Below are 12287 nucleotides of genomic sequence, written 5' to 3' on the forward strand. Positions count from 1 at the left end.
CCGGCCGGACAAGTTCCGGTCGGCCTTGGCATGCCTGGAGCACATACCCTTCCCGCTACGGCAAAGCCTGCACGGAAATAAAGCATGCCGGACAAAACAAGGATGCCCTGCATCCTTCTGCCGCTGCAACTTGATTTCCCCGTCAAGGCAGCTTATTTCCACATACAATGTTGATCCCGTATGTTCCGAGGAAACCCACCCATGGCGCTGTTGCCCATCGTTGTCGCCCCTGATCCGCGCCTGAAAGCACGCGCGGTCCCGGTTGAAAAGGTGGACCGGGACATTGTCCGCCTGATGGATGACATGCTCGAAACCATGTATGCCGCCCCCGGCGTTGGTCTGGCCGCACCACAGGTCGGGGTCCTCAAGCGTGTTATTGTTATTGATGCCGCCGACAGGGGAAAGCCACCAGCCCCGCTGCGTATGGCCAATCCGGAAATTATCTGGGCGTCTGAGGAAACGGCGCCTTATGAAGAGGGCTGCCTGTCTCTTCCCGACCACTACGAACTGGTCGACCGCCCTGCCCGGGTCCGGGTCCGCTACTTGGATCACCAGAATGAAGTGCGGGAGCTTGAAGCCGATGGTCTTTTGGCTGTTGTTGTCCAGCACGAGATTGATCACCTTGAAGGAACCTTGTTTGTCGATCACATATCGTCCCTGAAGCGCAACATGATCCTGCGCAAGCTGACCAAAAGTAAAAAGAACGGAACCCTGGAGGCCGAGTATGTCCCCGCCACGCGGAAGGACAAGGACTGATGCGGGTCGTTTTCATGGGCACGCCGGACTTTGCCGTGCCGGCACTACGGGCACTGGCAAGCCGTCACACCGTTGCTAAAGTCTACTGCCAACCACCCCGCCCCGCCGGACGGGGCCAGGCCCTGCGGCCTTCCGCTGTTCAAAGGGCCGCGGAATCATTGGACCTTGACGCACATTACCCAGTATCCCTGCGCGGGGCGGAAGAAGTAGAAGCTCTTGCTGCCCTGAAGCCTGATGTTGCCGTTGTCGCAGCCTATGGCCTCATCCTGCCACAAGCCATTCTGGATATCCCTGTCCTTGGCTGTATCAATATTCATGGATCGCTTCTGCCACGCTGGCGTGGTGCTGCACCTGTACACCGGGCCATTATGGCGGGAGATACGGAAACCGGAATCACAATCATGCAAATGGAAGCCGGGCTGGATACCGGCCCCATGCTGCTGAGAAAGGCCGTACCGATCACCGATACAACCACCACCGGCCTGTTGCATGATACCCTTGCAGAAACAGGGGCAACGCTGATTCTGGAAGCCCTGGACGGACTGGAACAGGGGACTCTGAAAGCTGTGCCACAGCCTGAAAAGGGCATAACCTACGCCGAAAAGATCAACAAGGCAGAAGCACGGATTGACTGGGACAACCACTCTTCCAAGGTTGCGCGCCACATCAACGGACTGTCCCCTTTCCCGGGGGCATGGTTTGAGCATGCGGGAACCCGGATCAAGGTTCTGGCAGCCGAACCCGTTGAAGGGCAAGGCCAGCCTGGGGCCATTCTGGACAACGGCTTTACGGTTGCCTGCTCCCATGGTGCGGTCCGCCTTTTATCCCTGCAACGGGCAGGCAGGGATCCCATGGATGCCGAAGCCTTCTACAGAGGTTTCCCCATCTCTCCCGGGACTCTCATCAATGGTCAACCTGCACCCTGACTGCTCATGCCCTGAAAGCCTTGTCCGACCATGCCCCGTTACAAGTTGACACTGGAATATGATGGCTCTGCCTTCGTTGGCTGGCAGCGGCAAACCAATGGCCTGTCTGTACAACAGGCCATCGAGGAGGCTGCACAGCGATACTGCGGCACGCTGCCCGTTGCCCATGCGGCAGGACGGACCGATTCCGGTGTCCACGCCCTGGGGCAGGTTGCTCATATTGATCTGGAGCGCGGTGACCCTGCTGAAAAAGTGCGTGATGCAATCAACGCCCACCTGCGCCCCCTGCCTGTTGCCGTCAGACAAGCCGAAAGGGTGGATGATGACTTTCACGCACGCTTTTCGGCGCTGGAACGGTCCTATGTTTACCGGATTCTCTGCCGCCGCGCCCACCCGGTCCTGGAACATGGCAAGGTATGGTGGGTCGCCCGCCCCCTGAATGCAGAAGCCATGCACGAGGCAGGGCAGATTCTGGTCGGGAATCATGACTTCACAAGCTTCCGGGCAACCGAGTGTCAGTCCCGAAGTCCGGTGAAGACCCTAGATCTTCTGACCGTAACCCACACCCCCGTACCCGAAGGATCCCTGATCGAGATTTTCGTGCGGGCCCGTTCCTTCCTGCACCATCAGGTCCGCAACATGGTTGGAACCCTGTCCCTGGTCGGAACCGGAAAATGGACCGGCAGAGATGTCCGCAAGGCGCTGTTGGCACGGTCGCGCAGCAGCGCCGGACCAACAGCGCCTGCGTGTGGGCTGTACTTCCTTGAGGTCCGCTACCCGACCGTGGAAGCTCCCTCATCCTGCATCCAGGCCTGAAACATTACCAAATGCCATACTGGCAAGACCTGCCGGCTCCGGCCATCGCGAAAAGCCTGCCACAGGCCACACACAGCATCTGCATCCAGAATACCCTGATGCCGCACCAGATGGGGATCGAGCAAGCCATCCACCCAGTCCCGTAACGGTCCACGCATCCAGGCCCCGACAGGTGGCTCGAAACCCATTTTCGGGCGCTCCACCTGTGCCGGTGGCACATGACGATGCAAGACAGAGCGCAGAACCTTCTTCGTCACACTTCCTTCCATCTTGAAGGACGTGGGCAAACTCCAGGCATGGCGCATGACGGCCAGATCAAGAAACGGCAACCGCACCTCCAGACTGGCGGCCATACTGGCCCGGTCTACCTTGACCAAAAGGTCATCTGGCAAATAGGTCAAGGCTTCCACCACCATGGCGGCCAAGGCCGGGTCTTCCAGATCAGGGACAGGCAGGCCGGGGAGCAGGTCATCAGCCGTTACGGCAAAGGGAAGATCATCACGCCAAGGGCTGTGGTGCAGCTCCATCAAACGCGCCGGAGAACGGGCAGCCCAAAGCTCAAGGGTTCGGCGCAGGCGAGCAACCGGACGGCTATCACGGCGGGATCCCAATACACGCCCAAGCGCGCACACTCTGCGATCCAGAAAACCAACCGGCAAGGCACGGGCAACGTGGCCTGCAATGCAAGACAGGGAAGAAGGTAAACGGCGCTCCCACTGGCGTGCGACATCAGAGAACCGGGCATAGCCACCAAACAACTCGTCACCACCATCGCCTGCCAAGGCAACAGTCACGTGCGAGCGGGCTCCCTGGCACAGCAGGAGTGTCGGCAACAGGGAAGGATCGGCAAAAGGCTCACCGGATACTGTCGCCATACGAGGGATCAAGGCCCGGGCATCCGCCTCGGTCATACGCAAGGTATGGTGAGAAACACCAAGTGAACGCGCGACTCCCTCAGCAAAAGGACTCTCGTCATAACGCGGGTCTTCGAACCCTATGGCAAAACTGGACACCCCGTCTACACCGGTTGCCTGCATCATGGCCACAACCGCTGAGCTGTCGATGCCACCGGACAGGAAAGCACCGACAGGCACATCGGCATGCAACCTGGCCCTTACAGAGCGCAGCAGCAAACGCTCAAGTTCGTCGGCAGCATCAACAACACCCCCGGCGAAAGGGCTGGAGGATGCCTTGCCCAACTCGGCAGCAGCAGTCCAGTACGCCTCATCACCACGCATGGTCCCGTCAGCCGCCACCGTGACCATATGACCGGGGCGAACCTTGAAAATACCGGGATGAATGGTCCGTGGTGCGGCAATCCACCCCTGCCGCAGATATCCCGCCAAAGCAACACGATCAACACCACCAACCCACCCTGGCCACCGACGCAGGGCCGGAAGTTCTGACCCGAACAGAACCGCAGAACCAACCCGGCCCCAAAACAGGGGTTTTTCCCCCATCCTGTCGCGGGCGAGTGTCAACTCTCTCCGTTGGCGATCCCAGACGGCAACAGCAAACATACCCTCCAGACGCTCAAGGGCACCCTGTACACCCCACAGAGCTATGGATTGAAGCAGGACTTCAGTATCAGAACGTCCAACCCATGGGCCACAGCCGGCTGCTTCAACAGCGGCACGAGCCTCGTCCAAGAAATAGATCTCACCGTTGAAAGCAAGAACCCATCGACCATCACGGGATGTCATGGGCTGGTGTCCATTGCCAGAAAGATCCCGGATCGACAAACGGCGGAAAGCTACGGCATACCCGGCTTCCACATCCGTAAACACGCCATGATCATCCGGTCCCCTGTGCACCAGGGCCGAGGCCATGGCAGCAGCACGAATATCAAGATCATGCCCCCCCGGATGCAGTAAACCAGCAAACCCACACATCAGCTCATTCTCCCGGTCCGGTATCAAAAGCCCGGGCACAATATTCGATAAAATCAGGCCCCTTAAGACCGGGCATAAAAGCACGCACCAAATTCCAGAACCATGGAGAGAACAGGATCTTTTGATCCCGGTGGCGCCTCTGGTACTTCCAGGCTCGACCAGCGGCCCGGCGGCACGCCTCCCGAACCAGGGAAACAGGAATATCCGGATTATCACGCAAGAAGAAAGCAACAGCGCGGGTTACCCTCTGCAGCTGACGCCCGGGATCACCGGTCCGCCCTGACAAACGGCCGGGCACATCCACAGGTATCCAGGCCACAGGAACATCAAGGTGCAGAAATGGTGCCAGACGGGCCAAACGCAAGGTCAGGGAATATTCCTGTGAATGGACAACGCGCTCATCACAACCACCAGAACGGCGAACAGCATCTGTACGCACCAGGAACTGGGTCGGATTGAAAAGGGAATTACGCAAAGCCAACGGCAACGGGTCATTCACAACGGTCACGCCATCAGGGACCAAAGTCAGCCCCAGATCCACCGCCTGACCAGGGTTATAAAGAATCCGTTCTCCCCATACCAAGCAAGCCGACGTATTACGCAAGGCATCCAACAGGACACGCGTCGCATCGTGTGCCAACAGGTCATCCGCGTCACAGAATTTGATAAAGGGCATACTTGCCAAGGCGATACCGCGATTTGTTGCCGCAGCCGAACCGGCGTTGGCCTGACGGAGCAGCTTCACCGCAGGCCACGAGGCCGTAACAGCTTCCACAATCTCCATGGAACCATCGGTAGAGCCATCATCGACAAAAATATATTCGCGCGCAAAAGAGCCACGCTGAGCGGCCAAGGCAGCCAATACGGCTGGCAGCCAGTCCCTCTTGTTATACACGGGCACAATAAAGGAAACACCTTCGTCCCGGGTTTGCCCCACTGTCATAGATCGTCCATCATTCCCGCTCCAGAGCGGGGCACCATACTACAGGCCGGAGCAAGCCGGAAAGTGAAGTTTACCCGACAATCCAGGCTGGAGCCGGCGAGACATTATGGCCCGGCATCTCCGCGTTCAGACCGGGGAAGAATGGCTTCTACTTTCCTGTCTACACCCAGATCCTTCAGAACACGTAGCGGGTAGGAACGAACGCCGGCCAGACGAACAGCTATACCCTTGCGCAGACAGTGGTCGATAAAGCCATCCAAGGCATGGGCTGCCGTTGCATCAATAACGGGGACAGCCTCCATATCCAGGATCAGAGTATCCGGAACTTGGCCAATATTCTCCAGAATATCCGCCAGTTTTCCGGCGATCCCGAAGAAGAACGGCCCGTTGATGCGATATATCACGGTACGGCGTGATCCACCGCTCTCAGGACTGTAGACACTGCGCACCCGCGCAAAATCATCGGTATCTTCATCAACCAGGTGCAGACCCTGCTCTTCCTCCATGACCTGGGTAATACGGTGCACAAATAGCAAGGCTGCCAGAACAACACCAACCTGGATAGCCAAGGTCAGGTCGACCAGAACGGTCAGCACAAATGTCAGCAGCAGGACCAGAATATCGCCCGGAGGTGCCTTCAACAGACGGCGGAAGCGGTCAATCTCGCTCATGCCCCAGGCAACCATAACCAGAACAGCCGCCAGCGACGGCATCGGCAAGTACCGGGCCAGCGGTGCTGCAACCATCATCAGGACAAGCAGAACCACTGCATGCACCATGCCGGAAACCGGAGACAGACCTCCGGCCCGTACATTGGTTGCCGTGCGGGCAATAGCACCTGTTGCCGGCATTCCGCCGAACAAAGCCGATCCGATGTTGGCAATCCCCTGCCCCAGAAGCTCGCAGTTTGAACGGTGCTTCCGCCCGGTCATGCCATCGGCGACGACAGCAGACAAAAGAGACTCGATACCGGCCAGAAGGGCAATCGTGAAGGCAGAGGGGGCCAGTGTCACCAGTCGCTGCACGCTGATATCGGGCCATGTCGGAACTGGAAGAGTCCGCGGGATATCCCCGAACCGGCTGCCGATTGTTTCAACATTCATTCCGCCCAGCGCCGCTACCAAAGCACCGATACTGATGCCAATCAGGAAAACAGGCGCCCGCGGAGCCACATGCCGTACCACCAGGATAACAACAAGGGTCATACCACCGACAATCAACGCTTCCGGTTTAGTATGACGGATCTGATCCAGAATGGCAGCCCATTTGCCGATAAAGTCCGGTGGAGGGTTCTCCAATCCCAGGCCAAGCAACTCGGGAACCTGACTGGTCAGGATGATCAAGGCAATACCCGATGTAAAACCGGTAACCACGGGGTAGGGAATGTACTTGATATAGGTACCAAAGCGCGCCACGGCAAACGCGATCAGGATAAACCCCGCCATCAATGTTGAAAGCACCAGCCCGTCATAACCATGATCATGGATCACCTGAAAAACGATGACAACAAAGGCACCTGTTGGCCCACCGATCTGGAAACGCGAACCCGAGAAGGCCGAAATCAGGAAACCGGCAACAATCGCCGTTGCCAACCCACGATCCGGCGTTGTTCCGGATGCAATGGCCAAAGCCATGGATAATGGCAGGGCAACAATGGCAACGGTCACTCCAGCCATGATATCAGCCCGCAGCATGGAAAAGGTGTATCCATCGCGCAGGACTGTGACCAGTTTTGGCATCAACAGACCGCTTCTGTCGTGATGTGACGTGCCCATGCTTTCATCCCGATACCATAAGCCTGAACGGATCATGACCCGCCAAGCATAGGATGGAAGAGAACAGACGTATGCCCGGATACATCGCTCATCGCTGTCTGGACAGAAAGACGGTGCAAAGCTTTGCGCAAATCAGTACCTGTAGCCACGTGTCCAAAGGTATATGATAAGGACAAAGGGGCGACAGGCCCACTCTGAAACGGTTGGTAAATATGGTTCCGGGAACACGGTCGGGTACAAGAACCCTTTTTCATCACTGGATCTCTCCATCAGCACGCAAGGTGCGCCTTGCCCTGCACGAAAAACGTATTGATGTGCAGGAGCATGTTCAGGCTGACTGGGAACGTGATGAAGCGTTCCTTGCCCTTAACCCGGCCGGAGAGGTTCCAGTCCTGCTGGAACCGAACGGAGTCGCCATATCCGACGGGCAGACCATCTGTGAGTATCTTGAGGAGATCTGCCCCGACACGCCTCTTTTGCCTGGCAACATCTTCCACCGGGCCGAGGCAAGGCGGCTGACAGCATGGTTTGATCATAAATTCCGGCTGGAAGTCACCATCCCCCTGGTATCAGAGAAACTGATGCGTCGCCTGCTGGGAAGGGGATCTCCGGACTCCCGCAATATCAGGGCTGGTCGCACCAATATTCACATGCATCTGGCTTATATTACCTGGCTGACTGAACGGCGCAAATGGCTGGCAGGGGACAACATGACCTTGGCCGACCTGACCGCAGCGGCACACCTGTCCCTTGTTGACTATACCGGCGACGTTCCATGGGATGAACACCCCTTTGCCCGCAACTGGTATGCGCGGATCAAAAGCCGCCCCTGTTTCCGTACGCTTCTGGCTGATGTTGTACCGGGGGTTCCCCCTGCCCGTCACTATGCCGACCTGGATTTCTAGGAATCCACCTTGCTTATGAAAGATGGCATGATCCTGAATGGACAGGACGGCTCCCTGAACGGGAACGATCCCGGTTTGTTTCACTGGCACATTAATTTCGTATATATACAATATTTCCAGCGGTGGACATTCCGCGCATTGTCATTGAAACACATACAATAAAGTCTAGTCTTTCCAGCATTGCGAGGCTCCCTTTACTTTTTGTGGAGATTCTCATTATGTTGGATGAAAATATGCTCTCTGCCATAGGGAAGTTCGGCGTTGCCGACTATTCCCATGAGACGTCTTCCATGACGATCATGCCACTGGATACAGGCAAGCTTGCGGTCAGTGTTGACGGTGTCTTCAAGCAAGGCATCTTCGCTGCAACCGGCGTCATCATAGGTGGCTCAGGCAATGACCTGATATCCTCAACCCGTTGCGGCGTCAGTCTGTTCGGGGGGGAAGGAGACGATGTACTTGAGGCAACAGGCAATAAAAGCCTTCTTTCCGGTGGCCCCGGGCGCGATATCCTGATTGCAGATGCCCAAGGTACAGTTATGGTTGGTGATGCGCCCGCTGTAGACTATAGCCCATCCGGTAAGATCAATTTTTATCCTGATGTTTTTGTCGTTGCCGGAACGTATACATCACCACCATGGGACCCTGTATTGATTGCCGATTTCGACTCATGGGGTGGGGACAGGATAGATTTATCGGCTATTGACGGAAACGAAGGCGAAGCGGGGCATCAGGAGCTTGTCTTCAGCCAAACGGGACCTCAGGCTCATTCTGTGTGGTATGAAGCTTTTGGTTATGGTGCAGCTTCCAGCAGGGGATTCCTGAAAGGGGATACCAATGGAAACCAAGAGGAAGACTTTCTTATCGAGGTCAGACACAGCAGTGCCGATATTTTTGGTGATGCCATTTCCAGCGCACGCACACTTGGGCTTGGCCTCATGGCAAACAGCAGCGCCAATGACCAGATGCCGATGTCTGAAGATGGCATTCCCTATCTTCCACCCCATGAAGAAGTATCCATAAAGCTCCCGACCCTGGCGGGAACATTGACGGTATACTCTTCAGACATGCTGTAACGAGCATCACTGTCACCGGTCATTTCTTCCTATGCATCATCCGGGCCATCACGCTGCTGGTCCGGATGATGCCATCTGGACAGTGCACTCTAGAAAATATCGCCCTATTTGGTAACTTCATGGGCGACATTTTGATGTCATAACTGCTCATGACAAAGTACCCTGATGATGGAAAATTTCATCTGTAACAAGAACATCACGAGGGTCAGAGCCATGGCAATATCCCTGCGTTCCATTCTCGATACCATCCTGAAAGAAGAGGGTGGGTTCACGGACAATCCTGCGGATCGTGCCCACTATGGCAAAGCAAACCCGGCCCAAGGTCGTCGGTGGGATTGCTATTGCACCAATCGTGGCATTACGCAGGCCACCCTCTCGGATTATTACAACAGACAAGCCTCCATAGAAGATGTGAAGAACCTGTCGGAGGATGAAGCCCGCACCATTTATCAAAAACGTTATGTCGAAGATCCTGGCTTTGACACCATGCCTGACCTGATTCTTCCCGCGTTGGTGGATGCCGGTATCAATTCCGGGCCACGTCGTTCCATTACCTGGTTGCAAGATGTTTTGAACCAGAATGGATACGGCCCTCTAGCTGCCGATGGGATTCTAGGCCCGGCAACGCGCACTGCTGCCGAGAAAGCCGCTTCAGAGATGGGAGCTCGTCTAGCCTCGGCCCTGATCGAACGGCGCCGGACATTTCTTGAACATCTGATTGCCACAAATCCAAGCCAAAAACGATTTGAACGTGGCTGGATGGCCCGCCTGGATCGCCTGGAGACGGAGACAGCCTGATGGAAAAAACCAGATCTTCTATGACTGTATCAGGGCTTGTCAAGCATCTGGCACAGATGACAAAACAGACGCCATCCTCGCGGCAGCATCACACAATACATACCCACCACCAGATCTCGACCTGGGACCGCGGCATTGACAGCCTGAACCGCCTGCCACGCCCGCTGATGGCCTTGGGAGTGATTGCCCTGATGGCATGGCCAGCCATTAATCCCCGCACCTTTGCCGAAGCCATGCAGAGCTATACCATGATGCCAGATTGGCTGGTACAGCTTGTGATGGCTGTTGTATTAGCCTATTTCGTCAGCCGGACTGTGGAAAAGATACGGGAAAAATCACCAACGTCTGATACCTCTTCCCCACGCGTCGCGGCCAGCACAGAAGATACCGAACAGCCCCCTGTCGTTAATCGCGGTGCAACACGCAAGATTCCTGAGTCGCAGACCTGAGAAGGGACATTCCAGAGACCTGCCCCAGATGCAGAAGTGGGCCGTGAAAGACCGGATAGATCCAGCATTCTCACGGCCCACTTGCTGTAGCGCAACTACGTTTTGGCATCTGGAAATGTGACACAGGCACCTGTTTGGCTCAAGGTATACAGCGCAAACAGTCACGAACGAGAAACACGCCACACACGGAATGAAACACCATCAGCATACCGGCTCTTCTCTTGCGGAATGGATGTTCAAGACCAGGGCGTGGTCGATACTATCCGGAAAGGTTGTACTCCTGGGTGATTTACATTGTGAATTCATCGCGCTAAGATCTTAACATAGCCCCCTGTCCTGCTGTATCCTCACGGCTATTCACGTGCAACCCGGAACAAGGTAACTATGGGCTTTCTCTCGGAAAACAGTGCACAGACATCTTATGATGTCGTGCCATACGACAGCTATCCATTTGCGCAAACACACCCTGCGCATCTGATGACCCTTGGACGCCTGTTCGGGATGCAGGCTCCTGATGTTGCAACAGCCCGTATTCTGGAGCTGGGCTGCGCAAGCGGGTGGAATATCATTCCAATTGCAACCGACCATCCACACGCCACTGTCGTCGGTGTGGACCTGTCTTCTGTACAGATCGAGGAAGGCCGCCGTCACATTCAATCCCTGGGCCTGGACAATATCCGCCTGGACTGTGCATCGATTACAGACATCGATGAGACATGGGGCACCTTTGACTACATCATCTGCCACGGCGTGCTGTCGTGGGTTCCTGAAGCGGTGCGGGACCATATATTCAAGGTCATGAAGCGCAATCTGGCTGCCAACGGGATTGCCTATGTCAGCTACAACACCCTCCCCGGCTGGAACCAGGTCCGCAGTGTCCGTGACATGATGCGCTATCACGCCGACAATTTCAGCGACCCGACCGAGAAAGCGTCGCAGGCCCTTTCAGTCCTCAAGTTTGCGGCGGACAACACCAACCCCGGCCGCAAGGGATACCTGGAGATCCTGAAGGAAGAGATGGCCCTTCTGGAGGGACACTCAAAGAGCTATATCCTGCACGAGCACCTGGAGGCCGAGAACCACCAGTACTACTTCCACCAGTTTGCAGGGCAGGCAAAAGACAACGGCTTGGCCTACCTAGGCGATGCCATGCTGCCCAGCATGTACGTCGGCAACCTGGCACCCGATGCGTCCAAGGTGCTGGGGGAGATTGAGGACATTGTCCGGCTTGAACAATACATGGACTTTGTGACCAACCGCCGTTTCCGCTCCACCCTCCTGTGTCATGACACCGTTGCCCTGGACCGTACCATCAATCCCGAGAAGCTTGCGAAATACGCCTTTGTCAGTCACCTGGTCCCGCAGGAGACAGATGGAGAAGAGGCCAGCTCCCCCGTTACCTTCGTCGGGCCCCAGACAGCAACAGCCCATAGTGCGCTTGATATTGCCGTATTCCAGGTTCTGTACGCAGAGCGGGGAAAGCCTGTTTCCCTGCCGGACCTGACACAGAAAGTTGCCGATCACCTTGGGTCCACGGACCATGCCGCCATCCGCCAGGCTTTTCTGAATAATCTGTGCGCCCTGGTCCTTGGCGGGTCTCTTTCCCTGTATGCCGAGCCAGGGAAACAGACGAGTACGATCAGCGACAAACCAATGGTGTCGAAGGTGTGCCGTTATCGGGCCACGTTCAGCAACCGCGTGATCAATGGCTACCATGGTTTGGTCACCCTGTCAGAGGTTGACCGCATTCTGGTGCGATACCTTGACGGAACACAGGATATCGACAGCATCTGCAAACGCATGCTCGAGCATGTAGAGAAAGAAGAAATCAACGTCACGCCAGCCGATGGCATGACGGCAATACAGACGGTGGAGGGCTATGTCCGGCACCAGTTCTCTGTGTTCCGTGATCTTGGGCTTCTGTTCGGCTGACGACCAGAAAAGGGGGCGT

Annotated in this window: 11 protein-coding genes; 8 read left to right on the forward strand and 3 right to left on the reverse strand. The window is 56.3% G+C overall.

Annotated elements, in window-relative coordinates:
• Positions 1-201 precede the first annotated feature (201 nt).
• The 3 genes from def to truA are packed head-to-tail and all read left to right on the forward strand — an operon-like array spanning position 202 to position 2498.
• Complete coding sequence (gene def / locus HEQ60_RS04160; RefSeq protein WP_168069794.1) at positions 202-756, forward strand: peptide deformylase; 555 nt, start codon at positions 202-204, stop codon at positions 754-756.
• On the forward strand, positions 756-1682 hold the full coding sequence (gene fmt / locus HEQ60_RS04165) for a methionyl-tRNA formyltransferase (RefSeq protein WP_168069796.1): 927 nt from the start codon (positions 756-758) through the stop codon (positions 1680-1682). The genes def and fmt overlap by 1 nt, the downstream gene beginning before the upstream one ends.
• 30 nt (positions 1683-1712) lie before the next feature.
• Positions 1713-2498, forward strand: a complete 786-nt coding sequence (truA, locus tag HEQ60_RS04170) for a tRNA pseudouridine(38-40) synthase TruA (protein WP_168069798.1) — start codon at positions 1713-1715, stop codon at positions 2496-2498.
• Here truA and asnB read toward each other — a convergent pair.
• The 3 genes from asnB to HEQ60_RS04185 form a co-directional block, all read right to left on the reverse strand.
• Positions 2456-4390 carry an asparagine synthase (glutamine-hydrolyzing) gene (asnB, locus tag HEQ60_RS04175; RefSeq protein ID WP_168069800.1) on the reverse strand — a complete coding sequence of 645 codons (1935 nt, stop codon included), beginning with the start codon at positions 4388-4390 and terminating at the stop codon, positions 2456-2458. The genes truA and asnB overlap by 43 nt on opposite strands.
• A 4-nt stretch (positions 4391-4394) precedes the next feature.
• Positions 4395-5333, reverse strand: coding sequence for a glycosyltransferase family 2 protein (locus HEQ60_RS04180; protein WP_168069802.1), 939 nt, complete (start codon positions 5331-5333; stop codon positions 4395-4397).
• Between the two features lie 104 nt (positions 5334-5437).
• Entirely contained in the window at positions 5438-7108 is a 1671-nt protein-coding gene (locus HEQ60_RS04185; protein ID WP_168069804.1) for a SulP family inorganic anion transporter, read from the reverse strand.
• Between the two features lie 212 nt (positions 7109-7320).
• On the opposite strand from HEQ60_RS04185, the gene HEQ60_RS04190 reads away from it, so the two are divergent.
• From HEQ60_RS04190 to HEQ60_RS04210, 5 genes are all read left to right on the forward strand, one after another.
• Positions 7321-8013 (forward strand): glutathione S-transferase family protein, encoded by a 693-nt coding sequence (locus HEQ60_RS04190; protein ID WP_168069806.1) that lies wholly within the window; start codon positions 7321-7323, stop codon positions 8011-8013.
• Between the two features lie 218 nt (positions 8014-8231).
• The gene (locus HEQ60_RS04195; RefSeq protein ID WP_168069808.1) at positions 8232-9089 is read left to right on the forward strand and encodes a M10 family metallopeptidase C-terminal domain-containing protein; all 858 of its coding nucleotides are present in this window, start codon (positions 8232-8234) and stop codon (positions 9087-9089) included.
• Positions 9090-9302: 213 nt separating this feature from the next.
• A complete protein-coding gene (locus HEQ60_RS04200) occupies positions 9303-9887 on the forward strand; it encodes a glycoside hydrolase family 108 protein (protein ID WP_168069810.1) in 585 nt (194 codons plus the stop codon).
• The gene (locus tag HEQ60_RS04205; RefSeq protein ID WP_168069813.1) at positions 9887-10336 is read left to right on the forward strand and encodes a 3TM-type holin; all 450 of its coding nucleotides are present in this window, start codon (positions 9887-9889) and stop codon (positions 10334-10336) included. The genes HEQ60_RS04200 and HEQ60_RS04205 overlap by 1 nt, the downstream gene beginning before the upstream one ends.
• Before the next feature lie 384 nt (positions 10337-10720).
• Positions 10721-12268: a methyltransferase regulatory domain-containing protein gene (locus tag HEQ60_RS04210; RefSeq protein WP_168069815.1), complete on the forward strand. Its 1548-nt coding sequence runs from the start codon at positions 10721-10723 to the stop codon at positions 12266-12268.
• Positions 12269-12287 lie beyond the last annotated feature (19 nt).

The organism is Haematospirillum sp. H1815, assembly GCF_012102705.1.
In the GTDB taxonomy this organism is placed as follows: domain Bacteria; phylum Pseudomonadota; class Alphaproteobacteria; order Rhodospirillales; family Rhodospirillaceae; genus Haematospirillum.

Coding starts and splice junctions, on each gene's coding strand:
- asnB (WP_168069800.1), bottom strand. CDS start 4,390: ATGTGTGGGTTTGCTGGTTTACTGCATCCGGGGGGGCATGATCTTGAT.
- fmt (WP_168069796.1), top strand. CDS start 756: ATGCGGGTCGTTTTCATGGGCACGCCGGACTTTGCCGTGCCGGCACTA.
- HEQ60_RS04210 (WP_168069815.1), top strand. CDS start 10,721: ATGGGCTTTCTCTCGGAAAACAGTGCACAGACATCTTATGATGTCGTG.
- def (WP_168069794.1), top strand. CDS start 202: ATGGCGCTGTTGCCCATCGTTGTCGCCCCTGATCCGCGCCTGAAAGCA.
- truA (WP_168069798.1), top strand. CDS start 1,713: ATGCCCCGTTACAAGTTGACACTGGAATATGATGGCTCTGCCTTCGTT.
- HEQ60_RS04195 (WP_168069808.1), top strand. CDS start 8,232: ATGTTGGATGAAAATATGCTCTCTGCCATAGGGAAGTTCGGCGTTGCC.
- HEQ60_RS04200 (WP_168069810.1), top strand. CDS start 9,303: ATGGCAATATCCCTGCGTTCCATTCTCGATACCATCCTGAAAGAAGAG.
- HEQ60_RS04185 (WP_168069804.1), bottom strand. CDS start 7,108: ATGGGCACGTCACATCACGACAGAAGCGGTCTGTTGATGCCAAAACTG.
- HEQ60_RS04205 (WP_168069813.1), top strand. CDS start 9,887: ATGGAAAAAACCAGATCTTCTATGACTGTATCAGGGCTTGTCAAGCAT.
- HEQ60_RS04190 (WP_168069806.1), top strand. CDS start 7,321: ATGGTTCCGGGAACACGGTCGGGTACAAGAACCCTTTTTCATCACTGG.
- HEQ60_RS04180 (WP_168069802.1), bottom strand. CDS start 5,333: ATGACAGTGGGGCAAACCCGGGACGAAGGTGTTTCCTTTATTGTGCCC.